The organism is Paenarthrobacter aurescens (genome assembly GCF_025421775.1).
GTDB classification, from domain to species: Bacteria; Actinomycetota; Actinomycetes; order Actinomycetales; family Micrococcaceae; genus Arthrobacter; species Arthrobacter aurescens_B.
The window spans coordinates 55076-81201 of the sequence record NZ_JAOEFX010000011.1 but is presented as its reverse complement, the minus strand read 5'-3'; the positions used below and the strand labels follow the sequence as shown (position 1 = coordinate 81201).

23 protein-coding genes are annotated in these 26126 nt (G+C 62.3%); 1 reads left to right on the top strand and 22 read right to left on the bottom strand.

Going from position 1 to position 26126, the window contains the following annotated elements; genetic code table 11:
- Window positions 1–2: 2 nt before the first annotated feature.
- Window positions 3–536 (bottom strand): hypothetical protein, encoded by a 534-nt coding sequence (locus N7568_RS20415; RefSeq protein ID WP_261611593.1) that lies wholly within the window; start codon window positions 534–536, stop codon window positions 3–5.
- A 111-nt stretch (window positions 537–647) separates the two neighbouring features.
- Between N7568_RS20415 and N7568_RS20410 the strand changes: the two genes are divergently transcribed.
- Window positions 648–1148 carry a flavin reductase family protein gene (locus tag N7568_RS20410; protein ID WP_368736527.1) on the top strand — a complete coding sequence of 167 codons (501 nt, stop codon included), beginning with the start codon at window positions 648–650 and terminating at the stop codon, window positions 1146–1148.
- Between the two features lie 7 nt (window positions 1149–1155).
- Here the strand turns inward: N7568_RS20410 and dnaE are convergent, their stop codons facing one another.
- The 21 genes from dnaE to mraZ all read right to left on the bottom strand — a co-directional run bounded on the left by dnaE (window position 1156) and on the right by mraZ (window position 25924).
- Window positions 1156–4713, bottom strand: a complete 3558-nt coding sequence (gene dnaE / locus N7568_RS20405; protein WP_261611592.1) for a DNA polymerase III subunit alpha — start codon at window positions 4711–4713, stop codon at window positions 1156–1158.
- A gap of 61 nt (window positions 4714–4774) precedes the next feature.
- Entirely contained in the window at window positions 4775–5701 is a 927-nt protein-coding gene (locus tag N7568_RS20400; protein ID WP_261611591.1) for an RluA family pseudouridine synthase, read from the bottom strand.
- Window positions 5694–6302, bottom strand: a complete 609-nt coding sequence (gene lspA / locus N7568_RS20395; protein ID WP_261611590.1) for a signal peptidase II — start codon at window positions 6300–6302, stop codon at window positions 5694–5696. The genes N7568_RS20400 and lspA overlap by 8 nt, the downstream gene beginning before the upstream one ends.
- A gap of 98 nt (window positions 6303–6400) precedes the next feature.
- The gene (locus N7568_RS20390; RefSeq protein ID WP_261611589.1) at window positions 6401–7099 is read right to left on the bottom strand and encodes a DivIVA domain-containing protein; all 699 of its coding nucleotides are present in this window, start codon (window positions 7097–7099) and stop codon (window positions 6401–6403) included.
- A 156-nt stretch (window positions 7100–7255) separates the two neighbouring features.
- Entirely contained in the window at window positions 7256–7543 is a 288-nt protein-coding gene (locus N7568_RS20385; RefSeq protein ID WP_017200850.1) for a YggT family protein, read from the bottom strand.
- Between the two features lie 107 nt (window positions 7544–7650).
- Window positions 7651–8187 carry a cell division protein SepF gene (locus N7568_RS20380; protein ID WP_261611588.1) on the bottom strand — a complete coding sequence of 179 codons (537 nt, stop codon included), beginning with the start codon at window positions 8185–8187 and terminating at the stop codon, window positions 7651–7653.
- Window positions 8188–8273: 86 nt separating this feature from the next.
- Window positions 8274–9023 (bottom strand): YggS family pyridoxal phosphate-dependent enzyme, encoded by a 750-nt coding sequence (locus tag N7568_RS20375; protein WP_261611587.1) that lies wholly within the window; start codon window positions 9021–9023, stop codon window positions 8274–8276.
- Window positions 9016–9750 carry a polyphenol oxidase family protein gene (locus tag N7568_RS20370; RefSeq protein WP_261611586.1) on the bottom strand — a complete coding sequence of 245 codons (735 nt, stop codon included), beginning with the start codon at window positions 9748–9750 and terminating at the stop codon, window positions 9016–9018. Before N7568_RS20370 ends, N7568_RS20375 begins: the two co-directional genes overlap by 8 nt.
- Before the next feature lie 25 nt (window positions 9751–9775).
- On the bottom strand, window positions 9776–10996 hold the full coding sequence (ftsZ, locus tag N7568_RS20365; protein ID WP_011774419.1) for a cell division protein FtsZ: 1221 nt from the start codon (window positions 10994–10996) through the stop codon (window positions 9776–9778).
- A gap of 215 nt (window positions 10997–11211) precedes the next feature.
- Window positions 11212–12150 (bottom strand): FtsQ-type POTRA domain-containing protein, encoded by a 939-nt coding sequence (locus N7568_RS20360; protein WP_261611585.1) that lies wholly within the window; start codon window positions 12148–12150, stop codon window positions 11212–11214.
- On the bottom strand, window positions 12143–13513 hold the full coding sequence (gene murC, locus N7568_RS20355; protein ID WP_261611584.1) for a UDP-N-acetylmuramate--L-alanine ligase: 1371 nt from the start codon (window positions 13511–13513) through the stop codon (window positions 12143–12145). The genes N7568_RS20360 and murC overlap by 8 nt, the downstream gene beginning before the upstream one ends.
- Window positions 13510–14628 carry an undecaprenyldiphospho-muramoylpentapeptide beta-N-acetylglucosaminyltransferase gene (murG, locus tag N7568_RS20350; protein WP_261611583.1) on the bottom strand — a complete coding sequence of 373 codons (1119 nt, stop codon included), beginning with the start codon at window positions 14626–14628 and terminating at the stop codon, window positions 13510–13512. The genes murC and murG overlap by 4 nt, the downstream gene beginning before the upstream one ends.
- Before the next feature lie 6 nt (window positions 14629–14634).
- Window positions 14635–15936: a putative lipid II flippase FtsW gene (gene ftsW, locus N7568_RS20345; RefSeq protein ID WP_261611582.1), complete on the bottom strand. Its 1302-nt coding sequence runs from the start codon at window positions 15934–15936 to the stop codon at window positions 14635–14637.
- 2 nt (window positions 15937–15938) lie between these two features.
- Window positions 15939–17528 (bottom strand): UDP-N-acetylmuramoyl-L-alanine--D-glutamate ligase, encoded by a 1590-nt coding sequence (gene murD / locus N7568_RS20340; protein ID WP_261611581.1) that lies wholly within the window; start codon window positions 17526–17528, stop codon window positions 15939–15941.
- On the bottom strand, window positions 17510–18619 hold the full coding sequence (gene mraY, locus N7568_RS20335; protein WP_261611580.1) for a phospho-N-acetylmuramoyl-pentapeptide-transferase: 1110 nt from the start codon (window positions 18617–18619) through the stop codon (window positions 17510–17512). Before mraY ends, murD begins: the two co-directional genes overlap by 19 nt.
- Window positions 18616–20106, bottom strand: coding sequence for a UDP-N-acetylmuramoyl-tripeptide--D-alanyl-D-alanine ligase (locus N7568_RS20330; RefSeq protein ID WP_261611579.1), 1491 nt, complete (start codon window positions 20104–20106; stop codon window positions 18616–18618). Before N7568_RS20330 ends, mraY begins: the two co-directional genes overlap by 4 nt.
- A gap of 6 nt (window positions 20107–20112) precedes the next feature.
- Entirely contained in the window at window positions 20113–21744 is a 1632-nt protein-coding gene (locus tag N7568_RS20325; protein WP_261611578.1) for a UDP-N-acetylmuramoyl-L-alanyl-D-glutamate--2,6-diaminopimelate ligase, read from the bottom strand.
- Between the two features lie 101 nt (window positions 21745–21845).
- On the bottom strand, window positions 21846–23642 hold the full coding sequence (locus tag N7568_RS20320; RefSeq protein WP_261611577.1) for a peptidoglycan D,D-transpeptidase FtsI family protein: 1797 nt from the start codon (window positions 23640–23642) through the stop codon (window positions 21846–21848).
- 42 nt (window positions 23643–23684) lie between these two features.
- Window positions 23685–24332: a hypothetical protein gene (locus N7568_RS20315; RefSeq protein WP_261611576.1), complete on the bottom strand. Its 648-nt coding sequence runs from the start codon at window positions 24330–24332 to the stop codon at window positions 23685–23687.
- Window positions 24329–25327 (bottom strand): 16S rRNA (cytosine(1402)-N(4))-methyltransferase RsmH, encoded by a 999-nt coding sequence (gene rsmH, locus N7568_RS20310; protein WP_261611575.1) that lies wholly within the window; start codon window positions 25325–25327, stop codon window positions 24329–24331. The genes N7568_RS20315 and rsmH overlap by 4 nt, the downstream gene beginning before the upstream one ends.
- A 165-nt stretch (window positions 25328–25492) precedes the next feature.
- Window positions 25493–25924, bottom strand: a complete 432-nt coding sequence (mraZ, locus tag N7568_RS20305) for a division/cell wall cluster transcriptional repressor MraZ (RefSeq protein ID WP_261611574.1) — start codon at window positions 25922–25924, stop codon at window positions 25493–25495.
- Between the last annotated feature and the right edge of the window lie 202 nt (window positions 25925–26126).

The following is a 26126-nucleotide window of genomic DNA, read 5'->3' as shown; positions in this document are numbered from 1 at the left end:
AGCTATTTTACGGGCTTCCTGGAGAGAACCCCGAACAGCGCCAGAACGAAAGTGATGAACGCGATGGCAGCTGGCCATAAGACGAGCACGGCATAGGAACGGAGTGTAAAGCCGAACCCAGGGCCAAGGGCAGGGTCCGGAGCCGGCCCAAACAATTGCGCGGCCAGCAAGCCGGCGAGCCACGCGAGAACGGCACCCACAGCGCCGCCAAGGAGAGCGAACGCCAGTCGACGACCGGCACTGGGTCCCTGCAACTTTCCGTCGAGCACGAGTCCCGTACAGCACCCCGCCAAGAGCATCAAGGCTGCGAGGACCAGGTCCCGCGGAAGCCAGGAGTCCGGGTTGGCCGCATTCGCGAGCTCCGGGTTGCCTGAGACCAGGTTGAGTCCGCCCGGGGCAAGCAACCACCAGAACACACCGAGAAGGACCCCGGAAGCGGCCGGAAGAGCCAACCAAAGGGCCTCCTTGGGAAGGCGGGGACGAGAGGCCGGAGCCGGGTCGGCGACAGCTGGAAAGTGCACGGTTGGCTCGGTCATACACCTCACATTAACAAAGGTTCATGCAGGCTCAACAAAATAAGGGCCAACAGCACGGGAGGAATACCCTGAAGGGAGACGCAGCCCCCCAATCCCAGGAGAAAAACCCACGTGGCAAGCGAACCATCCGGCTTTGAACAGACTTTCCGGGAAATGTTCCGCAGGCACGCCGCCGGGGTGGCCATCATCACGGTCAACTTCAATGGGAAACCCTTCGGCTTCACCGCCACGTCCGTGGCGTCATTGTCCGCCGAGCCACCCCGGTTCACCTTCAACATGGCCAGAAGCTCCAGTTCCTGGCCGGCCGTCGCCGGCGCGGACTACATCGGCGTCCACATGTTGGGTCTCGAGAACCAAGCACTCGCTGATCGGTTTGCACGGACCCGGGACCGATTCGAAGGCGACCACTGGGAGCCGGGCCCCCACGACGTGCCGATCCTCAAGGATGTCAGCGGCTGGCTCGTGGGAAAGATCCAGATGCGCCTGTCGTTCGAAAACAACGCCGTGGTGGTGGTCGAGGTCATCGATGGCCAGGTCGGCGAGGGCGGGACTCCCCTGCTCTACCACAGCGGCGGCTACAGCAAGCCGGCGCCGCTGGACTACGAAATCTGACCTGCCGCTAGTTATCCAGGCAGGCCGGGCCCAGCAGGACCTTCAAGTCACCAAAAAGCGATGGACTGGGGTTGACCCGCATATGGACGGGCAGGCCCATGACCTCCACCTTGGTATCACCCATCAGTTTCAGCCGGACCTCGGAGTTGCCCCGGTGCGTCCTCAGGACATCGCGCAGATCCGTCACCACCGACTCCGTGGCTTTGAAAGTGGGAATAGTGATCACCACTGGTCCATTCACGCTTTCGCTGAGGTCCGGAACGGAGAGTTCCATGCAGTTCAGTGTTACTGCCCCGTCATCCCGGCGCTGCAGCCTGCCCTTGACTACCACGATCAGGTCCTCCGCCAGGACCGAAGCGATGGGACCGTAGACCTGGCCGAAGAACATGACCTCCATGGAAGCGCCGAGGTCTTCGATTTCGGCCCGGGCGTAGGCGTTGCCGCTGGCCTTGGCGATCCTGCGGCTCAACGAGGTGATCATGCCCGCAATGGTGACAATTGCGCCGTCGTGCGGTCCGTCCTCACCGATGATCGAGGTAATGGACTGTTCCGCGTGCTGGCTGAGAACGCCCTCCAGCCCCTGCAGGGGATGATCTGAAACGTAAAGTCCCAGCATGTCCCGTTCGAAGGACAGCTTGTCCTTCTTCTCCCACTCGGGCAGGTCAGGGATTTCCGTGGTGAGCGACGCTTCGGGCTCCTGGTCCTCGAAGCCGGCGAAGAGGTCGAACTGGCCAATCGCCTCGTTGCGTTTGAGGGTGATCACCGAATCGATGGCTTCTTCGTGGATCATAGCCAAAGCGCGGCGGTGGTGCCCCAGCGAATCGAAAGCGCCGGCCTTGATCAGCGATTCGATGGTGCGCTTGTTGCACACCACGGCCGGAACCTTCAGGAGGAAATCCTTGAACGAGGTGTAGTTGCCCTCTGTGGCTCGCGTTGAGACCATGGCGTCCACCACGTTCACACCGACGTTCCTGATGGCACCCATGCCGAAACGGATGTCCGTTCCCACAGGCGTGAAGTTCAGCGAGGATTCGTTGACATCCGGCGGCAGGACCGTGATGCCCATGCGCCGGCACTCGTTGAGGTAGATGGCCGACTTGTCCTTGTCATCGCCCACCGAGGTCAGCAGTGCAGCCATGTATTCCGGCGCGTAGTGCGCCTTCAAGTAAGCCGTCCAGTAGGAGATCACGCCATACGCAGCCGAGTGGGCCTTGTTGAAGGCGTAATCGGAGAACGGAAGAAGGATGTCCCAGAGGGTCTTCACGGCGGCCATGGAATAGCCGTTGTCCTGCATGCCTTGCGAGAAACCGGCAAACTGCTTGTCCAGTTCGGACTTCTTCTTCTTGCCCATGGCGCGGCGGAGAATGTCAGCTTGGCCCAGCGAGTAGCCGGCCAGCTTCTGTGCCACGGCCATAACCTGTTCCTGATACACAATCAGGCCGAAGGTGCCGCCGAGGATTTCCTTGAGGGGTTCTTCCAGCTCCGGGTGGATCGGAATGACCTCTTGGATCCCGTTCTTGCGCAACGCGTAGTCAGTGTGCGCGTTGGCACCCATGGGACCCGGGCGGTACAGCGCCAGGACGGCGGAGATGTCTTCGAAGTTGTCGGGCTTCATCAGCTTGAGCAAGGACCGCATGGGTCCGCCGTCAAGCTGGAACACGCCCAGGGTGTCACCGCGGGCAAGGAGTTCATAGGAAGCGGCGTCGTCGAGTTCCAGGTTTTCCAGGTCCAACTCGACGTCACGGTTCATCTTGATGTTTTCCAGGGCATCCGAAATGATCGTCAGATTTCGGAGGCCCAGGAAGTCCATCTTGATCAGGCCGAGGCCTTCGGACGTGGGGTAGTCGAACTGGGTGATGACCTGGCCGTCCTGGAAACGGCGCATGATCGGAATGACGTCGATGATGGGGTCCGAGGACATGATGACGCCGGCAGCGTGGACACCCCACTGGCGCTTCAGGCCTTCGATGCCCAAGGCCGTCTCAAAGACCTTGGCGGCCTCCGGATCGGTAGCGATGAGTTGGCGGAAATCGCCCGCTTCGCTGTAGCGCTTGGACTCGGGGTTCTGGATGTCCGCGAGCGGGATGTCCTTGGCCATGACGGCAGGCGGAAGCGCCTTGGTCAGGGTCTCACCCATGCTGAAGGGGTAGCCCAGCACGCGGGAGGAGTCCTTGAGCGCCTGCTTGGTCTTGATGGTTCCGTAGGTGACGATCATCGCCACGCGCTCGTCGCCGTATTTCTTGGTGACGTAGTCAATCACTTCGGAGCGGCGCCGATCATCGAAGTCGACGTCGAAGTCGGGCATGGAAACGCGGTCCGGGTTCAGGAAGCGTTCGAAGATCAGGCCGTGCTGCAGAGGATCGAGGTCGGTGATGCGCATGGCGTAAGCCACCATGGAGCCTGCACCGGAACCACGGCCAGGACCCACCCGGATCCCGTTGTTCTTGGCCCAGTTGATGAAGTCGGCAACCACCAGGAAGTAGCCCGGGAAGCCCATGGAGGTAATGACGCCGAGCTCGTAGTCCGCTTGCTTGCGGACCTTGTCCGGAATGCCCTGGGGGTAACGGTACTTGAGGCCGGTGTCTACTTCCTTGACCAGCCAGGAGGTCTCGTCTTCGCCGGGCGGGCAAGGGAAACGCGGCATGTAGTTGGCGCCCGTGTTGAACGAAACTTCGCAGCGCTCGGCGATGAGCAGCGTGTTGTCGCACGCCTCGGGATGGTCGCGGAACAGTTCCCGCATTTCCTGCGGCGACTTCAGGTAGTAGCCGCTGCCCGAGAAAGCGAAGCGGGACCCGCCGTTGTCATACGTTGGTTCCAGGAGCGTGGAACCGGACTGGATTGCCAGCAGGGCCTCGTGGGCTTTGGCATCGTGCTCGTGCGTGTAATGGAGGTCGTTGGTGGCCACCAGCGGGAGGTTGAGCTCCTTGCCCAGGCGCAGGAGGTCGCCAGTGACGCGACGTTCAATGTCCAGGCCGTGGTCCATCAGCTCAAGGAAGTAGTTCTCTGCCCCGAAGATGTCGCGGAACTCCGCTGCGGCCTCAACGGCTTCGCGGTAAAGGCCAAGCCTCAGCTTGGTCTGGACTTCCCCGGAGGGGCAGCCCGTGGTGGCGATCAGACCTTCGGAGTAGGTGTTAAGCAGTTCCCGGTCCAGCCTGGGCCACTTACCAAAAACGGAGTCGAGGGAAGCAATGGACGAGGCCCGGAACAGGTTCCTCATACCCACGTTGTTGTAGCTCAGGAGCGTCATGTGGGTGTAGGAGCCACCACCGGAAACGTCATCCTTGCGCTGGCTTTCGTCGCCCCAGCGTACGCGTTCCTTATCGCCCCGGGCGGTGCCGGGCGTGACGTAGGCTTCGACGCCGATGATGGGCTTGATGCCCTTGTCCGTGGCCTTGCGCCAGAAGTCGAACGCACCGAACAGGTAGCCGTGGTCCGTGGTGGCCAGGGCGGGCATCCCGAGACGTTCGGTTTCATCGAACAGTTCACCCAGGCGGGCCGCTCCATCCAGCATGGAGTACTCGGTATGGGTGTGCAGGTGGACGAACGAATCATTGCTGGAAGTCACCACGACAGTCTACCGTCCGGGTCAGGGAGAACATGGACCCGGGCGGCGAAGCCTGCCTTGGCTACGCGGAGCCGGTGGCCAGCAAGTCCAAGGCGTACTGGAGGTCGGCCGGGTACTCGCTGCTGACTTCCACCCATTCACCCGTACGGGGATGGGTGAAACCAAGTTGGCGGGCATGCAACCACTGCCTGGTCAGCCCGAGGTTCGCCGCGAGCCGCGGGTCCGCGCCATAGGTGAGATCTCCGGCACAAGGGTGGCGCAACGCGGAAAAGTGGACCCGGATCTGGTGGGTACGGCCTGTCTCCAGATGAACTTCCACCAGCGTCGCCTTGCCGAACGCTTCAAGGACCTCATAATGCGTCACGGAGGGCCGGCCGTCCTCGATGACAGCGAACCGCCAGTCGTGGCCCGGGTGGCGACCGATCGGGGCGTCAATGGTGCCTTGAAGCGGATCGGGCAGCCCCTGGACAACTGCGTGATAGACCTTCTCCACAGTGCGCTCCTTGAAGGCGCGCTTCAAGACCGTGTAGGCATGCTCGGTCTTGGCCACCACCATGACGCCGGACGTCCCGACATCGAGTCTATGGACGATGCCCGCCCGCTCCGGCGCCCCGGAAGTGGAAATTCTGTACCCGGCACCGGCGAGGCCTCCCACCACCGTGGGTCCAACCCAACCGGGAGACGGATGCGCGGCAACCCCCACCGGTTTGTCGATGACGACGAATTCCTCATCATCCAGCAGGATCTTCAGGCCTTCCACAACTTCCTCCACGACTTCCAAGGGATCCGGCCGCTCGGGGACCGTGACATCCAGCACCGCGCCGGCAACAAGCTTCGCCGACTTACCCAGTACAACACCGGCGCTGGTCACGTTGCCTTCAGCGATCAGCAACGCCGCCGCGGACCGGGAGACGTCAAGCAATTGCGCCAAGCCGGCATCGGCCCGCACCCCGGCCAGCTCTTCGGGTACAACTACGGACTTACTCACCAGCAGGCTCCCCGCTGGATCCGCCGGAATGCCTGGCATCATTGGCCGCCTTGGGCGCGGCGACCTGGCGCGTCCCGTCCATGCCAATACCGCGCAGCGTCAGGAGGCAGATAATGACGACGCCGGACACCACCGCTGAGTCTGCGATGTTGAAGATGGCAAAATTCGGCAGTTGGATGAAATCCACCACATGCCCCATGGCAAAGGAGGGTTCCCGGAACAAACGATCTGTCAAATTTCCCAACGCACCCCCCAGCAGCAGACCCAGCGACAAGGCCCACCACGCCGATCCCAGACGGCGCAACTGGAAGAGTATCGCCACGGAAACAACGGCCATGACGATCGTAAAGATCCACGTCACGTCCTCGCCAATGGAGAAAGCTGCCCCGGAGTTCCGTATGTAATACCAGTGCAACAACGGTGGCAGGACGGGAATCCGCTCACCCTCCGTCATGGTGCTGGTCACCCACAGTTTGGTGAGCTGGTCAAAGGTATAGGCGAACACGGCGAAGCCGGCAAAGAGCCAGAGCATGGCCGGACGCCACTTACGGCGTGCGGTGGGCGCAGGCTGCGGGGCACCATCGGTGAAGTCGTCGGTCATTGTGCTTTCATTCGGGAAGCGTGGCGGGCTGCTGCCAGGTTAAAACAGCAAAAGCCGGTGGCCGAGGAGTCCTCAGCCACCGGCTTTCAGAATACTTGCTAAACGTCTGCGGTTGCTTCGCCGACCTCAGGGGCAGCAACGGAACCACGGGCGTCAAGGTCACGCAGTTGGCCTTCGATGTAGGCCTTCAGGCGTGAGCGGTAGTCGCGCTCGAAGCCACGGAGCTGTTCAACCTTGCGCTCAAGTACAGAGCGCTGCTGCTCCAGGGCGCCAAGGATCTTGCGGGACTTCTCCTGGGCGTCGTTGACGAGGCTGGAGGCCTCGATCTGCGCCTCAGCGATGATCTTTTCCTTCTGCTGTGCACCATCGGAAACGTGCTTGTCGTGCATCTGCTGGGCCATGGCAAGCAAACCTGCGGCAGACTCAGCGGAAGGGGTGACGCTGTTGTTTGCAGCGGGAGCCTTTGCGGCGGCGGCAGTTGCTGCGGCCTGCTCTGCTTCCTTCTTCTTGGCAGCTTCAGCAGCCTTGGCCTCGGCTTCTGCCTTGGCTTCAGCTTCCTTATCGACCTTGACGGGGGCAGGAACCTTCTCAACGACCGGAGCCGCAGCAGTTGCAGCAGGCACAGCCGAACCGGCTTCGCCGAGCTTCTTGCGAAGTTCGTCATTCTCCTGGTTCAAGCGGCGAAGTTCCACCACGATCTCGTCGAGGAAGTCGTCTACCTCGTCCTGGTCGTAGCCTTCGCGGAACTTGGTCGGCTGAAAGCGCTTGTTGACAACGTCTTCTGGCGTCAAAGCCATCTGGTCACCTCGTTGGTCTAGTTAGTCAGTAGGCCTTCCGGCCGTTCAAAACTACGGTACCTAAATATCATCTTGTTCCTCCAATTCAACACCATCGTGTTGAATTGGCGAATTTGCGGCCTGTGAACCGTCGGTGGTCCAGGTTCCGCGGAGCAGCTAGGCCAAGCTGCTGGTTACTGCCATGGCAATACTGACGGCAATAATCAGGATCAGGAAGCCCAGATCCAAGGAGATTCCACCCAATTGGAGTGGAGGTATCAGCCTGCGGAGCCTCCCAAGCGGAGGATCCGTAACGGAGTAGACCACATGCGCTGTTACCAACGCCACACCCCTCGGCCGCCACTGGCGGGCAAACATCTGAACCCATTCAAAGATGAGCCGGATGATCAGGGCAATGAAGAACAGCAACAACACAATATAGATAAGGCCGAAAACAATGCCCACGAGTTAGCTCAGATCTCCCACTTGTTCCGGAATTCGGATCGGTCCCTACTATTGCAACACAGATGCCAGGCAGGTTGACCCGCCTGGCATCACGCGAAAGATCCTTGTCAGCTCTGGTTGAAGAAGCTGGCCTGCGTTTCGCTGGCCTTCTTGTCGTCTCCGATGACCTCGACGTACGACGGCGACAACAGGAAGACCTTGTTGGTCACCCGCTCGATGCTGCCGTGCAGGCCAAAGACCAGGCCCGCGGAGAAGTCCACGAGCCGCTTGGCATCAGCTTCACCCATGTCGGTGACATTCATAATGACCGGAATGCCATCCCGGAAGCTCTCCCCGATGACCTTGGCATCGTTGTAAGAACGGGGGTGAACGGTGGTGATCTGCCTCAGGCCCGAGGCATCTTCGCGGCTGGAGGCCGCACGCTTGATGGGTGTCACGGGTGCGCGGTATTCCTCTTCGGCGTCAACAGTGGGCATTTCACGGACAACTTCCCGGACGGGAGCAGGCGCCCTGCGCTCTTCCCGTTCCTGTGCCTTGGGGCGTTCTTCGTCATGGTGCGGGACGACGGCCTGCTCAGATTCGTAGTGTTCATCGCCGTCGGCGAGCCCAAGATAGATCATTGTCTTGCGCAGAGCGCCAGCCATGGTGCACTCCTATCGTTTCTGCAGTAGGCGGGCCGCCATGACTTGACATTATTGGAACCCCGGCCCGTCATTCCAATACTTCGACGCTACCCCACGGCCGGACGGGAACCGAGAATATCGGAGCCAATTCTCAGGTGTGTCGCCCCGAACTTCACTGCAGCTTCCAGGTCCTGGCTCATCCCGGCAGATATCGCGGCCGCGGACGGATGAACGGCACGGAGGGCCTCCGATATACCGGCCAGTTTCTCGAACGCGGCTTCCGGGTCGGCCCCCAGCGGCGCAACGGCCATCAGTCCCGACAGTTGCAGCCCGGCTGCCGACTCTATCTTTTCCGCCAGTACCTCGACGTCGGCAGGAGCCGCCCCGCCGCGGTGTGCACCGGCGTCGTTATCCAAACTCACTTGGATGAAGCAGTCGAGGTCACTCCGGCCGGTAGCATCCTGCTCGCGGGCGATTGCCTTGCCCAGTGCATCAACCACCTGGAGGCGGTCGATCGACTGAACCGACGCAGCATACTTGACCACCGACTTTGCCTTGTTGCTTTGAAGCTGCCCGATGAAGTGCCAGCGGATATCAACACCTGCAAGCCCAGCACTTTTCGATGCGGCTTCCTGGTCGCGGTTCTCACCCACGTCGGTTACCCCCAGGGCAGCCAGTCGACGGACGTCCTCTGCAGGATGGAACTTGGTCACCACAATGAGCCGGGGTTGATCGGTGCGGTCAGCAGCGCTCGTGGCCGCCTCAATCCGGCGCCTGACCACCCCGAGACGCTGAGCGAGTTCAGCGGCGCGGGCGTCTCCGCCATCCAGCTGATCGTCATTTCCAAGGCTAATCATGCGTCCACACCAAACCTGCAAATCGACCGGTCCGGGAATTCCGCCGGTATGAGAAAAGGGAATCGTTCTCCAGAGTGCACTCCCCTGAGTACTCCACGGTGACGTCCAGGGCCTCCAATTGGGACCGCACACCGGCCGGGAGGTCAAGGGCTGGAGTTTCCCACGAGGTGGTGGACCACGTTGCCGGAACCTGCGCCGCGACGTCGGCCCGCAGTTGCTCCGGCACTTCATAGCAGGAGCCGCAGATGGACGGTCCCAGCCAGGCATGGATATCCACGGCCCCGCGGCTCCGCATTGCCTCCACAGTGGCGGGGACGACGGCGGATACGACACCAGGGCGTCCGGCGTGGGCAACGGCGATAACGGCGTCATTGTTGGTGTCGTTCCCGACGAGCACCACGGGCACGCAATCCGCCACCATGACAGCAAGCGGCTGTGGCGCTACGCGCGGCCCCGCCGACGAGGCAACGGAAACCATGGCGTCAGCAGTGGGGCCAGGACCGTGGGCTTGGATGAACTCCACAGTGTTGCCATGGACCTGATCCATGTACTGGAACTGCTCTGCACCCAGCCCGGCTGCCCCACTCAAAAGAACACGGCTCAAATGAACACGGCGCTCCATTACGTCAACGGGATTGTCCCCCACATGGAGAGCCAGGTTCCCGGCGCCTGTATCCGTGAAGGCTACAGAAACGCCGGGCCGAACTTCATTGCGCCACCAGAACACCAGGTACGGACTCTCCTGACGCGGCTTACTTCAGGAAATCGGGGACGTCGAGGTCGTCCGAACGGCTGCCCGAAAGATCGGGCTCCACTACCGCCGGGAGGTCGACGTCGAAGCCGGAGTCAGCGGGCAGGGCGGACGGGCGTTGCTGGCCCCAGTTACTCAGGCCTGCAGCACCGATGCCGGCCGTAGCGTGCTGCGGTGCAGCAGCACTGGACGGTGCGCTGCTCGGCGCAGCCGGACGATCCGAGGGCACAGGGTTCTGGGCCGGACGCGACTGGTCCATGGAGGGCGACGTTGCCTTGACGTCGTCGAATCCAGCGGCAATGACTGTCACACGTGCTTCGTCGCCCAAGGCATCGTCAATGACGGCACCGAAGATGATGTTTGCCTCGGGGTGGGCCACTTCCTGCACCAGGCGGGCGGCCTCGTTGATTTCGAACAAGCCCAGATCCGAGCCACCCTGAATGGAGAGCAGGACGCCGTGGGCACCGTCAATGGAAGCTTCCAGGAGCGGGGAGGCGATGGCCAGTTCGGCGGCCTTGACTGCGCGGTCTTCGCCACGGGCGGACCCGATGCCCATCAGGGCCGAACCCGCACCTTGCATGACGGACTTAACGTCAGCAAAGTCGAGGTTGATCAGGCCGGGAGTGGTGATGAGGTCCGTGATGCCCTGGACACCCGAGAGAAGCACCTGGTCTGCGGAACGGAAAGCGTCCAGGACGGAGACGTTGCGATCGCTGATGGACAAGAGGCGATCGTTGGGGATGACGATCAGGGTGTCCACTTCGTCGCGGAGGGCGTCGATGCCTGCCTCCGCTGATCCTGCACGACGACGGCCCTCGAAGGTGAACGGACGCGTCACCACACCAATGGTGAGCGCACCCAGGGAGCGGGCGATGCGCGCGACTACCGGGGCGCCGCCAGTTCCGGTGCCACCGCCTTCGCCGGCCGTGACGAAGACCATGTCAGCACCGCGGAGAACTTCTTCGATCTCATCAGCGTGATCTTCTGCGGCCTGCTTGCCGACTTCGGGGTTTGCGCCGGCGCCAAGGCCGCGCGTGAGTTCACGACCAACGTCAAGCTTGACGTCGGCGTCGCTCATCAACAGCGCTTGCGCGTCAGTATTGATGGCGATGAACTCGACGCCCCGAAGGCCGACCTCGATCATGCGGTTGACTGCGTTCACGCCACCGCCGCCGATGCCGACGACCTTGATGACGGCCAAGTAATTCTGCGGTGCTGCCACGTTTCGTGCCCCTTGCTTGTGTCCTATAGCGAAACTGATCGAGTCCAACTTGAATTCTTGGACCTTAACCCTCTAGTTGAAGGTTATAGTTATGTCAAGTAACTCTACTGCGACGGTATTTCCTATGGTTCCCACATGCAATCTCCGCTTGCGCGTGTCGTGTGATTGTCCCGAAATAAGGCCACCGCCGGCCGCAGGTTACTTTCTAAAGCTGCTTACTTTGTAAATGGGTGCCGAGGAACACTGACGTCGTACACGCTCACGGGAACCTTCGGGTCCGCAGGCATCTTGAGCAGCGCTTCGAGTGCCTTCGCCTTGAGCTCCCTGTCCTCGGCATTGCCCCACACTACCGTCTTTCCATCCACCAATTTCAGCTCCACTGCGTCCGCAGACGCTGCCGAAGCGGTGGACATCCTGGCCAGGACGTCCGCGGGAAGGGTATCCAGAACGGCGGCGATGGCCTTGAACAGCCCGGTGTTGGTTGCCCCGGCGCCCGCGTCGATCAATGGCAGTGCGACCGCGGACTGGTCCTTGGTGACCCCGAGCTGAACGCCGTCCACATCGACCATCACGTACGCGTCCCCCTGCTTCAAAAGCGCTACAGGAACACGTTCGTTGACATGTACCAGCAACTCCGCCGGAGGCCGGGCCTCCATGGTGGCCGAGCGGACCTGGACAAGCGGCTTCAGGAGCTCATTGATTTCCTGCTCACTGACCTGCGGCAGCGGCTTGCCTTCAAGGCCCGACAGGGCCCCTTGCACGGCCTCCGGAGTCAACAAGGAAGTGCCGTCCACCGTGATGGTCCGGACTGCCAGGACCGGCGAGAACACCGCACCTGTCATCAGCGCCGCAACCAAGGCGGCCACAACGGAAAGCGTCCACACCACTACCCTGCGCCGGCGGCGGCCCTTCGGTTCCGGAAAGACGATGACATTGTCCGCTGCCGGGGCTTTTCCGGATTTCCTGGCCGTATCCGGCGTGGTGGCGGAAATCCGATTCACTTCAGGATCGATGGACCGCTGTGCGCTGATAACGCCCGAAGCGTCCCCGCCTGAGCCTGGGCCGGGCGTTGCCTTCGTTCCGGCCACCCGCGCTGCAGCGGACGGACGGGCATCCGTTCCCGGTTTATACGTCGGCTTCCGGGTGCTAGCCACCCAACGCCTCCACGATCACTGGCCCGTAGGCAGTGACGTCGCCCGCCCCGGCAGTCAGGACGACATCCCCTTCGCCGGCCACGGCAAGGACAGCGTCCACGGCTTCGCCCGCCGAAACAAGTCTGCCAGTGGACAGCTGGTCGGCGATCAGGGCGCTTGTGACGCCGGGAATCGGATCTTCGCGTGCCGGGTAGATGTCCAGGACCAAGGCCGTGTCCGCCGCGTCCAAAGCCGCGGCAAAGTCACTGGCGAATTCACGTGTCCGGGAAAACAGGTGCGGCTGGAACAGAACGTGCACCTTGTTACCGGCAGCCACTGAGCGCGCTGCAGACAGCGCCGCACGGACCTCCGTGGGGTGGTGGGCGTAGTCGTCATAGACCCGCACTCCCCTGCCCTGCCCTTTGAGCTCAAAGCGCCTTGACGCGCCGGTGAAGTGGCCCAAGGCTGCCGCTGCAGCCGCCGGTGCCACGCCCAGCTCGACGGCGACCGCAAACGCAGCTGCTGCGTTCAGGGCATTGTGCCGGCCAGGCACCTGCAATTGCACCCTGTGGACGTCGGCGCCAATCGCCACCGAGACGTCGCCTGGACCGCCGTCATGAAGCCGGATGTCGGCGTCGTCCGCTGTTCCATACGTCAGTACCCGGGTGGTTCCCTTGGAAGCAGTACGGTTTGCCAGGGCACGGGCGCCGGCGTCATCGGCGCAAGCCAGCAAAACGCCATCAGCCGGCAGCAGGGCCGCGAAGTCATCGAAGGAGGCGAAGACGGCCTCCGGCGTCCCATAGTGATCGAGGTGGTCGGCCTCGACATTGGTTACGACGGCGATCAGCGGCCTGTAGTTGAGGAACGAACCATCCGATTCATCGGCCTCGGCAACGAAAATGTCTGATTCCCCGTGCGCTGCATTGACGCCCAGTGCCGGCACATTCGCGCCAATGGCGAAGGAAGGATCCAAGCCGGCTTCCTTGAGCAGGACAGCAACCATCGAGGTGGTGGTGGACTTGCCGTGCGTCCCCGCAACGGTGACCACCCGGTGGCTGGCCATGGTGGCGGCCAACGCTTCGGATCGGTGCAGCACGGGCAGTCCGGCAGTCCGCGCCGCCGTCAGCTCCGGATTGTCGGCGCGGATGGCCGACCCGGCCACGATCGTCTGCGCGTCGCCCAGGTTCACTGCGTCATATCCCACGGCGATGCGCGCCCCGGCGGACGAGAGATCGTGCATGACAGGCAAGTCCTTGGCGTCACTGCCGCTGACAGGAACACCGCGGGCTACCATAATGCGGGCCACGGCGGACATGCCAACCCCGCCGATGCCGATGAAGTGGACGCGGCCGAGGGACTCGAGGGGGGCGATGCTGGTGGTCATGCGGATACCGCTTCCAAGACAAGATCAGCCATGCGCTGATCGGCGTTTCTGATACCAAGGGCTTCGGTCTTACGGGCCATGTCGAGGAGCCTGGCTTGGTCCGTCAGGAGCGGAATGAGCTCCTGCTCGATCCACTCCGGGCTGAGGTCCTTGTCATCAACCAGGACTGCGCCACCTGCATCGACCAACGGCGCAGCATTCAGTGCCTGCTCGCCGTTACCGATGGGCAGGGGCACAAACACAGCGGGCAGTCCCACCGCTGCCACTTCGCTGACCGTTCCGGCGCCGGCGCGGGCAAGGAGGACATCGGCAGCTGCGTAGACATTCTCCATCCCATCCACGTACTCAACCTGTCGGTAACCATCGGCGGAAAGCAGGCCGCCGTCGTTGTTAAGGACCGCCTTGCCGGTACCCGTGATGTGCAGGGTCTGGATCCCGGCGGCCGCCAGTGCAGGCAAGGCAGCAGTAACTGAACGATTGATGCTCAATGCGCCGGATGAGCCACCGGTGACGATCAACGCGGGGCGATCGGGAGCCAGGCCCAAGGACGCTTTGGCAGCAGGAGCCGCCGTTGCCCGCTGGAGTCCCGAGATGGCGCGCCGCATGGGCATGCCAACGTGGCGCGCACCCCGCAGCCGGGTACCGGCGAACGCCACCGCAACATGACTGCTGAAACGGGCACCGACGCGATTGGCCAGGCCGGCCTTCATGTTGGCCTCATGGATCACAATGGGGATACCGAGTTTCCGTGCGGCGAGGTACATCGGCGTACAGACGTAACCCCCCACACCCACCAGGACATCAGCCTGCGCATCCTCAAGGATGCTGCGGGCCTGACGGACCGCTCCCCTCAACCGGCCGGGAAGCTTGACCAGGTCAACCGACGGACGGCGGGGAAAGGGAACACGATCAATAGTGGCGAGCTGGTATCCGGCCGCCGGTATGAGACGCGTTTCCATGCCCGACGGCGTGCCTACAGCCAGGATGGCAGCGTCCGGCCGCTTGTCCTTGATGGCATCGGCAATAGCCAGCAGTGGGCTCACGTGCCCGGCTGTACCGCCGCCGGCAAGGACGACAGACAAGGGCTTGGACGCGTTGCGGGAGTCAGAAGTCATGAAGTGCTAAGTACGCTTTCGTGCGGTTTTCGGAGAACGGCGCGGCAGGAACCGGGGGCGCTGCTGGGGCGGCAATTGGCCCCTGGCCAATGACAAGACTACGCCGATACCGCAGAGCGACATGATCAGTGCCGAACCACCATAGGAGATGAAGGGAAGCGGTACACCCACGACGGGGAGAAGCTGCGTCACGACCGCCATGTTCATGCTTGCCTGGCCAAGCAGCCACACCATGATGCCGCCTGCCAACGTTCGCTGGAACGGGTCTGTCTGCCTGACCACCACGCGGAAGATGGCGATGCCGAGAATGGCGAACAATACCAAAACCACCAAAGTGCCAACGAGACCGAGCTCTTCCCCGATGATGGCGAAGATGAAGTCGTTATGGGCTTCCGGAAGCCAGTTGTACTTCTGCCGGCTTTGGCCAAGGCCCAGCCCTGTCCAACTCCCCTGCGCCAGGCCGTACATGCCGTTGGTTGATTGGAAATCGAAGTCGAACTGGTCGGTACACGTCTGGGACGCCGTTCCGAGCCAGGAGGTGATGCGGCAGATTCTGTTGGTACTGCTGACCGTCCCCAGCACGGCACCCACAGCTCCAATGATGCCGGCGATGGCAAGCATCCGCCCGGGCACACCCGCAAAGTAAAGTCCCGCAGCCGTGATGGCTGCGATGACTATGACAGTCCCGAGGTCGTTGCCCAGCATCACCAAGGCGATGACCATGCCGGCTCCGGGTACTACGGGAATGATGACGTGCCACCAGCGGTGAAGGAGTTTCTGCTTGCGCGCAAGAACAGCCGCGATCCAGATGCAGAGGACCAGCTTGGCCATCTCGGAAGGTTGGAGGGTTATCCCTCCGATGTCGATCCAGTTCTTGTTGCCGTTGACGGTGTTGCCCATGACCTGGACCAGGGCCAGAAGGACCACCACCCCACCGAGGGCCCACCAGGACAAGCTTTTCATCCAGTTCACGTTGGTCCGCGAAATGACATACATTCCAATCAGACCGACAACGCCAAACATCGCCTGCTTCAAAGCGTCCGCGTACGGCGATTTGCCCTCGGAGATCGCTTCCACACTTGAGGCCGAGAGAACCATCATGATGCCGATCGCGGTCAACGCGAGGGCACAGCCAAGGATGAGGTAATACGTGGAGCTGTTGGGGGCCTTGCTCTTGCCTTCAAGGCTGTCCCAGAAGCCGCGCAGGTGTCCACGGAGCCCGGAAGGCTTCCTGCGCGCGGGCGCCGGAACCTTGGGCTTCCCGTCCCGCGGCTCTTTGCCGCGGGTGCGGGTGGGCGTGCTGACCATTGTTACTCCTCGGTGGTCGGTGCCTGCCCTTCCACAAGCTCGCGAACTGCCTGGACGAAAGCGTCGCCACGGTGAGCATAGGAAGAGAACTGATCCATGGATGCAGCCGCGGGTGCCATCAGGACGGTGTCGCCTGAGGTTGCCAGTTTGGCCGCGGACGCCACGGCCTGGGCCATGATGGCCTCGCCGTAAATAGGCGAAGCGGCGTTGCCGGCTCCGGTCTGCACCTTTTCAGTGTCGCCCTTGGCTTGCGCTATCACGGGGACATCCGGCGCGTGTCGCTGGAGCGAGCCTTCCAGCGACTCAGTGTCGGTGCCAATGAGCACAACAGCCTTCAGCCTGCGTGCATGTTCCTTGACAAGGTCGTCATAGTTGACGCCCTTCGAGAGACCGCCCGCGATCCACACAACCTGTTGGAAAGCCGAAAGCGCGGCAGATGCGGCGTGCGGGTTCGTGGCTTTGGAGTCATTGATCCACAGGATGTCATGATGGCTGGCCACCAACTGGATGCGGTGGGCGCCCGGGAGGTAGTTCGCCAAGCCCTGCTTTACCGCTGCTGGCTCAATCCCGTAGGCGCGGACCAATGCTGCGGCGGCCAGGGCGTTGGCCACCATGTGGCGCGGTGCCACCGGTCCAAGGTCGGACATCGCGGCGAGCTCCGCTGCGGAGTCTTTACGCTCAGCAATGAAGGCCCGGTCAACCAGCAGTCCATCCACCACGCCCACCATGCTGACGGCCGGAGTGTTGGTGGTGAACCCGATGGCACGGCATCCTTCCACGACGTCGGCGTTCTCCACCATGCGTTCGGTTTCGATCTGTTCGGCGTTGTAGATGGCGGCCTTCTGGGTGTTCTCATACACCCTGGCCTTGTCCGCAAGGTACGAGGCATAGGACCCGTGCCAGTCGACGTGGTCTTCAGCGACATTGAGGCAGACGCTTGCCACGGGTGACAAAGACTGGCTCCAATGCAACTGGAAGCTGGAGAGCTCAACGGCGAACGCATCGTAGTCCACGGGGTCCCGAAGGGCGTCAAGGATGGGCGTTCCGACGTTGCCCACCGCGATGGCCTTGAGCCCGGCTGCCTGCAACATGGATTCGGTCATGCCCACAGTGGTGGTCTTGCCGTTGGTGCCGGTAATCGTGAGCCAGTCCGCGGTCTTTCGTCCCTTTCGGACCCGGAGGCGCCAGGCAAGCTCCACATCGCCCCACACCGGGATGTGCTTACGCTTGGCAGCAGCCAGCAGGGCCTGGTCAGGCCGCCAGCCGGGCGAGGTGACCACCAGTTCGGGCATAGCGCCGTCGATCAGGGGAAGGGCTGTGACGGCTTCTTCGCCCAACAGCACATCAACGGCACCTACGATTTTCAGGGTGTCCGCTTGGGCCTTGGCCTTGGGTGTAGTGGCAGCGTCAACCACTATGACCTTGGCACCGAGTTCGATCAGGGTATCGGCGGCCGAGAAGCCGGAAACGCCGATTCCCGTTACCACCACCCGCAGGCCACTCCAGTCAGCATCCCAGCTGGTGAGTTCCGTAAGCCTGTCAGAGGCCGACGGTGTTGTCTCCGGGCTTCCATTCACAGCAGTACCACCCATTCAGCGTAGAAAATTCCAAGGCCGGCCGCCACGAAGAGCCCGGCAAGTATCCAGAACCGGACCACCACGGTGACTTCCGCCCAGCCCTTCAGTTCAAAGTGGTGCTGAAGCGGCGCCATCTTGAAAACACGTTTGCCGCCGCTGAGCTTGAAGAAGCCCACCTGGATGATGACTGAAAGGGTGATCAGCACAAAAAGGCCACCGATGAAGGCCAGCAGGAGTTCGGTGCGCGAGAGGATGGCGAAGGCCGCAACCGCGCCTCCGATCGCCAGGGAACCGGTGTCACCCATGAAGATCTTGGCCGGCGAAGTATTCCACCACAGGAAGCCCACAAGGGCTGCACTGAGGATCGCTGCCAGCAGTGCCAGGTCCATGGGGTCACGAACCTGGTAGCAGCCGCTGCCGGCTTCCCGCGGTGATCCGCAGGCCTGGTTGTTCTGCCAGATTCCCATGATGGTGTAGGCACCAAAGACCATGATGGACGCGCCTGCCGCCAGACCATCCAGGCCGTCGGTCAGGTTCACGCCGTTCGTGGCTGCCGTGATGATCAGGTTCGACCAAACAATAAAGAGGATCGCACCGAGAACAGTTCCGCCAAAAGCGAGGTCCAACCAAGGGATGTCCCGAACCAGCGAGATCTGCGTCGATGCAGGCCGAAGCCCGTCCTCATTGGGGAATTGCAGGACCAGAACAGCGAAGATGATGCCCACTGCAGCCTGCAGGATCAGCTTGGCGCGCGCGTTCAGGCCCAGGCTGCGCTTATTGGAGATCTTGATGTAGTCGTCGAGGAAGCCCACAAAGCCCATGCCCACCATGAGGAACAGGAGCAAGAGCCCGGACGCGGACGGCCCCGGAGACTTCGGGTTCATCATCCACATGATCAAGTGCGTCACGAAGTAACTGATGAGGACGGCCGCCACCACCACGGTTCCGCCCATGGTGGGTGTACCGCGCTTGGTGTGGTGCGACGTCGGACCGTCGTCGCGGATGAATTGCCCGTAGCTCTTGGCCACGAGGAACCTGATGAACAGGGGCGTCCCGATCAGGGCCACCAGAAGGGCGACGCCGGCGCCGATCAAAAGTGCAATCACAGCAGCTCGTTCCCTTCGCTTGCGGCAGCTTCAGCCGCGTTGTCTCCGGTGGGCTCGGCCCGTGGAGGTAATGCTATCCGATCACCCAAATGCCGTAGCCCTACGCCGTTGGAGGACTTGAACAACACCAGGTCACCAGGTTCGAGTTCGTTTTGGAGGAGCTCGTACGCTTCCTCCACCGTCTCGGCGAACGAACATTCGTCGCCCCAGGAACCTTCCTGGATGGCCGAGACGTAGAGTGCGCGTGCCTCACGCCCCACCACCACAAGCCTGGAGATGTTCAGCCGGACTACCTGCGTCCCCACTGCCGTGTGCTCGCGGATGGAATCCTCCCCCAGCTCCAGCATGGCTCCGAGGACAGCCCAGGTCCTTCTGCCCTGTCCAAGGTCGGCAAGCGTGCGCAATGCGGCACGCATTGATTCGGGGTTGGCGTTGTAGGCGTCATTGATGATGGTGACGCCGTCTTCGCGTTCAATCCTCTCCATGCGCCAGCGGCTGGCCGCTGACTGCGAACTGAGTGAGGAGGCGATGTCGGCCGCGGGGATGCCTGCGGCGAAAGCGGCGGCCGCGGCGGCCAGCAGGTTCGTTACGTGATGACCACCGATCAGGCGGCTTCGCACCTGAACAGACGGGCCGCCGTCGGGCAGTACCAGATCAAAGTCGGGGAAGCCTTGGGCGTTGACCACGACGTTGCGGGCTTCGACCTCTTCGGTGGTAGCCGGTGAGGCCGTGAAACCCAGAACCCTCGCTTTGGTGCGGGTTCGCATGGCAGCAACACGGCCATCATCAAGGTTGATCACCGCTGTGCCGTGCTCACTGAGGGCTTCAACGAGTTCGCCCTTGGTCTTGGCGATATTCTCAACCCCGCCGAATTCACCGGCATGCGCCGTGCCAACCACCAGGACAACTCCGATGTCCGGCTTCACCATATCGGCGAGGTATTTGATGTGGCCCAGGCCCGTGGCACCCATCTCGATGACCAGGAAGCGCGTATCGGCGTCAGCAGCGAAAACCGTCAAAGGGACCCCCACCTCACCGTTGTAGGAACCCTGCGGTGCCACGGTCTTCCCGGCTCCGGACAGCACACCGGCGAGGAGATCCTTGGTAGTGGTCTTGCCTGCAGACCCGGTGATGCCGATGACAGTCAGCTCTTCACCACGCTGCCGGCGCGCGGCGCGGACACGGCGGACAGACTCCGCCGCCAACGCGCCCATGGCCAGGACAGCGTCGTCAACGACGACGGCGGGATACGGGCTCCCGCCCGCATCGGTCACTTCGCGTTCCGCGAGCACCAGGACGGCCCCGCGTTCGAATGCGGCCGCGACAAAGTCGTGGCCGTCGGCGTGCTCGCCGGGCTTGGCCACGTACAGCGAACCGGGCGTTGCTTCCCGTGAATCAGTGACGACGGAGGTGGGCACGACGTCCGTTTTTCCGGTCAATCGGCCATGGGTGATGTCGGCGATTTCCGCCGCAGTAAGTGCAATCATCTCGGTTTAGGACTCTATCCGCTGGTCCGTTGAAACGCTGAATCCCTTGGATGTCAAGGCGGCACGCAATTCCACCCTGTCATCAAGGGCGAGGTTTACCCCCTTGACCTCTTGCCACACCTCGTGGCCGCGTCCGGCGATGAGGATGGTGTCCTTGATGGTCGCCATCTCAACGGCCAGCCGGATCGCAGCATCCCGCGGATACGACTCAATAATTTCGCCGCCGAGCCCTTCCGATTCGCGGGCTGCATGGGCGCCCTGCAGGACTTCGGCGCGAATGGCAGCGGCATCTTCGTCATGGGGGTCGTCATCGCTGACGATGACGACGTCGGCCAGGCGCGCGGCAATGGCACCCATGGTGGGCCGTTTGCCTTGGTCACGCTGTCCCGTTGCGCCGAAGACCACGATGACCCGCGACCCGTCCTGGGGCGAACGTACGGCCTCCAAAGCACGGGCCAAGGCATCGGGATTGTGGGCAAAATCAACAACGGCGGCAGGTTCTGTTGAGACGAGCTGCATGCGCCCGGGTACAGCGACGGTGAACGGATCATGGGCGTCCAGGGCCGCTTGGAGGGTTTTCCCATCAACTCCTGACGCCAGGACCATGATGGTGGCCAGGGCGGCATTTGCCACGTTGAAGTCTCCGGGCAGGCCCGTGTGGACGCGGAGAGTCCGTCCGTCAGCGTGCCTGAGTTCGAAGTCCGAGCCGAGTCCGCGGGCAGTGGTTGCCGCTACGTGCCAGTCAGCGTCCGTGTGCTTCGCCGAGAGTGTCGTGACCGGGACATCTGCCAACTCAACCAGCTTGCGCCCCCAGTCGTCGTCAACAGTTACGACGGCGTGCCGGGTCCTCTTGGCGGTGAAGAGATCTGCCTTGGTCCTGAAGTACTCTTCCATACTGCCGTGCAGGTCCAGGTGGTCCTGGGTGAGGTTGGTAAAGCCAGCGACGTCGAACATCACACCGTCCACGCGGTGGTAAGAGATCGCGTGGGACGAAACTTCCATGGACGCGGCCTCCAGGCCCCGCTCGCGCATCAACGCCAACAGCGCATGGACGTCTGTGGACTCCGGAGTGGTCAGGAGGCTCGGGATAGGATCGCCGCCTGCCACGATCTCAATGGTCCCAATCAAGCCGGGCTTCTTGCCGAGGGCGCGCAACAGCGAGTTGATGAAGTACGTTGTGGTGGTTTTTCCGTTGGTGCCGGTGACTCCATACAGCGACGGGAACCCACCTTCCGCAGGCTGGCTGCGGTAGATCAGTGCAGCCAGAGGCCCGACGGCGGTGCGCGGCTCCTCGACGACGAGCACCGGAACCGGCTGCTCGCCGGCCAACGCAAGCTGGCGCGCCCCGGCGTCGTCGGTGACAACAGCCACAGCACCGGCAGCAACCGCCTGGGGCACGAAGTCGGCACCGTGGCGGGATGCGCCCGGCAAGGCCATGTAAAGGTCGCCGGCTTCGACTGCCCTGGAGTTGAGCGTTATGCCTGTCACTCCCCCGTCGTGGCTGCCCTCGGGAGCGGAAATACCCAGCGCCTCCGCAATGGTGGCCAAGGGCACCGCAGCCACGGACCCGGGGCGGAAGACGGACCGGCCGGTATCCGGCGTTGTGGCGCTGTTAGCTGCCTCATTGTGCTCTGACACGTGGTTCTCCGTTGGTGCTCGTGGAACGACCGGCCTGGGGCCAGCGGCGCCCGGGCCGTTAGTGGTTGATCGATTTTTGGCCGAACAGACGCCCAAGAAGCTTACTTGACGAACTGGGGCAACCGCGCGGGAGTTCCCGTGGACGGCGCCACGTTGTAGGTCCGCAGCACTTGCGCCATCACCGAACGGAACACGGGCCCGTTGGTGAGTCCGTAGATGTTTCCCTTGGGTCGTTGCAGGACCACCTCGACGATGAAACGGGGGTCGTCCATGGGTGCCATTCCCACCATGGACGCTGTGTACCCGTCGAATCCGGGAAGACCGTCCTCGCGGGGCGCCTGGGATGTTCCAGTTTTCGCACCGACCCGGTAGCCGTCGATTGCAGCGTCCTTGATCTGCCCCTCGGTCACAGCGCTCTCAAGGATGTCCCGGACCTGCTGTGCTGTTTCCTTGGACACCACTTGGCGGGAATCCTTGGCCGCAACCTTCTGTTCCTCGCCCTCGGGAGTGATGTAGCTGTCGATGAGCCTGGGCTGAAGCATGACGCCGTTATTGGCGATGCTTTGGAAGGCGCGGACTGTCTGCAGAGTCGACTGGGAAACGCCCTGCCCGAAGAGCACCGTGTATTGCTGGCGTTCGTCCCACTGATCGGGCTTGGCCAGGATGCCGGTAGCCTCGGCGGGCAGACCGATGTCGGTCTGTTCACCAATGCCGAATTTCTTCAGCCAGTCGTACCGTTGCTCCTTGCTCAGCCGGCTGCCGACCATGACAGTGCCGGTGTTCATGGACCAGCCCAGGATGCCTGCCAGCGTCCGTTCCTCAGTGCCGTGCTCGAAAGCATCAGTGAAGGTTTGGCCGTCAATGGTGTAGGACGACGGAATGGTGAAGTGATCCAGGGGGAAGGACTTACCTTCTTCGATCGCAGCTGCAGCAGTAATCATCTTCTGCACGGAGCCGGGCTCGTAGGCAGCCGTCACTGAACGCACGCCGCGGTCCTTGGCGTCCACTTTCCCGGGGTCATTGGGATCCGGGGCGTTGGTGTCCGCCAAGGCGATCAGATTGCCGGTCTTGGCGTCCATCACGATGATGGAGCCCCATTCGGCATTCATCTTGTTCACTTGGCTTTGGATGGCCTGCTGCGCGAAATACTGGATGTCCGTGTTGATAGTCAGCTTGACGTCGCTGCCGTCCACGGCCGGAGTCAGTTCATCAGTGGCCACCGGAATCCTCAGGCCATCAGCACCAATCTCGAAGACGCGCTTACCCTCAACGCCACGGAGGATCTCGTCCTGGGTTTGCTCGATGCCGGCTTGCCCGGTGGTCCCGTCCTGGAGGAAGCCCACCACCCCACCGGCCACACTGCCGTTGGGGTAAACCCGCTTGCTGACACCTTCAGGAACGACTCCCGGGATGTTCAGCTTGGAGATCCGGTCCTCAAGCTCAGGCTTGATGTCCTTGGCAACCACGAAGTACTTCTTGTCTCCGGTCAGTGCCTCGCGGATCTTTTCCACATCAGAGCCCAGCAGGGTGGCGAGCTCCGATATTCCCTGGTCCCTGGTGATCGTCTCGACTTCTTCGGTCTTCTCGTTGTACCGCTTGAAGCTGGCTGTGTTGGTGTTCAGCACCTGGTCCACCACCAGGTTGTAGCGAATTACGCTGCTGGCCAGGACCGTGCCGTTCGCATCCACAATCTGCCCGCGTTCGGCCGGCAGCACCTGCGGGGTGAGCCGGTTCGCCAACGCGGCTTCGGCCATACCGCCCATGTCAAGGCCCTGGACCATGAAGAGCTTGCCGCCCACCACCAGCAGCAGGGTCAGCATGATGCCAAGACCAACCCGCAACCGCTTTCTTGCCGCCGGCGTCTTCGTTTTTTTCGATGTGCCGGGGTTCTGAGCCACGTTGATTCCTTGCTGCTGGCCTAGCTTCAGTGGACTGATGGACTACTGCCCGGGTGCCTTTTGCTGGGGGGCCGGGACTGATCCCCCATTTAGATCCACCGGCGGTGCCGCTGCCGGTGAGACCGGAGCCGCTGGCGTGACCGGCGCCTCAGGGGTGACTGGCTTGAGATTCTCCAACGGATCCTTGGTAGTCACCGACGGAACCACATCCAGCATGCCGGCCACCGCCGGAGGGGCCAGCTGGGCCGCGGGAGTGTCTCCCTTGACAGCAGGCGTTGCTTTTCCGGTGACGGTCATGGTGTTCAGATCAATCTGTCCTTTGACAGTGGAAGAAACCATTCCCAATTCTGCAGCCTTCGCTGCCAGATTCTGGGGAGCTTCGAAGTTCTGCTTCCTCTGTGTCAGGTCCTGGTTTTCCTTGTTCAAGGTGGCAGCCTCAGCTTTCAGCTGCACCAACTGGTACTGGGCAGTGGAAACCGAAATATTCAACACAAGAACGGTCAGGAGGGCAGCCGCCATCGCCACGAAGCACAGGACAACGAAAGGAGTCCGTCGTTTGGGCGCGCTGCGCACAATGGAAAGCGGGGTCCGCGCCTTACGTCCTGGTCCCGGCTTACCGGCGGGAACAGGGAGCGCACGGGCTGTATTGCCCACCACGGAGGGAAGTGTCTTCGCTGCGGCGTTGCTCATGCTTCTCTCCTTGGTTTGATGCGCTCCACAGCCCTCAATCGGGCGGACGCCGCGCGGGGGTTTTCAGCGATTTCTGCTGCCGTAGGCACTTCGGTGCCCTTGGTGATGGTCTTCAATTCGGGTTTATGCTCTTCGAGCTCCACGGGGAAGCCCAGGGGCGCCGAGGATTTGGATCCGGCCTGGAAAACCGACTTGACGATCTTGTCCTCCAGCGAGTGGTAGGACATCACCACGATCCGCCCACCCATGGCGGTAGCGGCCACGGCTGCCGGAACTGCCCGTTCCAGGACGTCGAGTTCCTCGTTGACCTCAATCCGCAATGCCTGGAACGTCCGCTTGGCAGGGTGTCCACCGCTCTTCGCTGCCGCGGCAGGGACAACACTGCGGATCTGCTCCACCAGTTCCCCCGTGGTGGCGAAGGGCTTTTCAGCCCTGGCGTTCACGATCCGGTTGGCGATCCGTCCGGCGAACTTTTCTTCGCCCCATTTACGGATAATCCGCACCAGTTCGTCTTCGCTGTAGCGGTTGACCACATCAGCCGCGGTCTGCCCGCGGCTGGTGTCCATGCGCATATCCAGCGGAGCGTCATAGGAGTAGGCGAACCCACGTTCGCGTTCGTCCAATTGCAGCGACGACACACCAAGGTCCATCAGGATGCCATGGACCTCGGGTATCCCCAGGTCTGCAAGAACGTCTTCGATCTCGTCGTAGACCGCGTGAACCAGGTCCGTCCGGTCGGAAAAGGGCTCCAAGCGGGCGCCCGCCAAGGCGAGGGCTTCCTCATCGCGGTCTATGCCTACGAGGTGAAGGTCGGGGAAGCGCTGCAACATGGCTTCCGAGTGACCGCCCATACCAAGGGTTGCGTCGATGGCTACGGGAGTCCCACCGCGCTTCCTGGCCGCTTCGAAGCCGGGAGCAAGCAGGTTGATGCAGCGGTCTTTGAGGACGGGTACGTGGCGCTCCGATGTGGGCTTTGCCGCGTCCTGCTCTTCCACGCTGCCTCCTCTTTCCTCAATCGCTTGCGTTGTGTTTCTTGAATCGGATCCCCATCCGCGCCTATCGTTCCGCCGGCCTGGCTCAGGGGAAGGTGAGCCAGGAAGACTGTTCGATGGGCGGCTGGAGATCCCATTCAAGAAGCGGTACTGCAGTGCCCCGACCGGTTAGATGAACCCGGGCAGGTTGTCGTCATCCGTTTCCGAGAAGGCGGCTTCCTTCTCGTTGAGGTACTCGTTCCAAGCGTCGGCATCCCAGATCTCCGCCCGGGTCCCGGCGCCGATCACCGCCAGTTCCCGGCCAAGGCCGGCGTACGAACGGAGCGCCGGCGGAATCGTCACGCGCCCCTGCTTGTCAGGTACTTCATCAGAGGCTCCGGACAGGAAGACCCGGATGTAGTCACGAGCCTGTTTGGAAGACAGTGGTGCCTCCCGCATCGATTCGTGGATACGTTCGAATTCCTTCTGGCTGAAAACGTAGATGCAGCGCTCCTGGCCCCTGGTGAGGACCAGCCCCTCAGCAAGCTCCTCGCGGAACTTTGCGGGAAGAATGATCCGGCCCTTTTCATCGAGACGCGGCGAGTGAGTACCCAGAAACACTGGCCCCACCGCCCCTCACTCAAGGTGCCCGCTCATTCCCAACACTGCCACTACCCTCTTATGCGCTCCACTTTACTCCACAATGCCCCACAGTCAACGCAATCGCTGGCGTTTCTCCACCACTTTGAGTTTCGCTTGGGCTGAATCCGCGCGGCTTTTCGGGCCAGGCGGGAAGTGGAGGGCATTCCTGCCCCGCGTCCGG

Excerpts from the sequence above, each read along its gene's own strand:
- lspA (WP_261611590.1), bottom strand. The coding sequence starts at position 6,302 with ATGACCGACGACTTCACCGATGGTGCCCCGCAGCCTGCGCCCACCGCA.
- N7568_RS20315 (WP_261611576.1), bottom strand. The coding sequence starts at position 24,332 with ATGAGCAACGCCGCAGCGAAGACACTTCCCTCCGTGGTGGGCAATACA.
- ftsW (WP_261611582.1), bottom strand. The coding sequence starts at position 15,936 with ATGGTCAGCACGCCCACCCGCACCCGCGGCAAAGAGCCGCGGGACGGG.
- N7568_RS20375 (WP_261611587.1), bottom strand. The coding sequence starts at position 9,023 with ATGATTAGCCTTGGAAATGACGATCAGCTGGATGGCGGAGACGCCCGC.
- murG (WP_261611583.1), bottom strand. The coding sequence starts at position 14,628 with ATGACTTCTGACTCCCGCAACGCGTCCAAGCCCTTGTCTGTCGTCCTT.
- N7568_RS20390 (WP_261611589.1), bottom strand. The coding sequence starts at position 7,099 with ATGGCTTTGACGCCAGAAGACGTTGTCAACAAGCGCTTTCAGCCGACC.
- murC (WP_261611584.1), bottom strand. The coding sequence starts at position 13,513 with ATGACCACCAGCATCGCCCCCCTCGAGTCCCTCGGCCGCGTCCACTTC.
- N7568_RS20415 (WP_261611593.1), bottom strand. The coding sequence starts at position 536 with ATGACCGAGCCAACCGTGCACTTTCCAGCTGTCGCCGACCCGGCTCCG.
- N7568_RS20330 (WP_261611579.1), bottom strand. The coding sequence starts at position 20,106 with ATGATTGCACTTACTGCGGCGGAAATCGCCGACATCACCCATGGCCGA.
- N7568_RS20380 (WP_261611588.1), bottom strand. The coding sequence starts at position 8,187 with ATGGCTGGCGCTCTGCGCAAGACAATGATCTATCTTGGGCTCGCCGAC.
- murD (WP_261611581.1), bottom strand. The coding sequence starts at position 17,528 with ATGGGTGGTACTGCTGTGAATGGAAGCCCGGAGACAACACCGTCGGCC.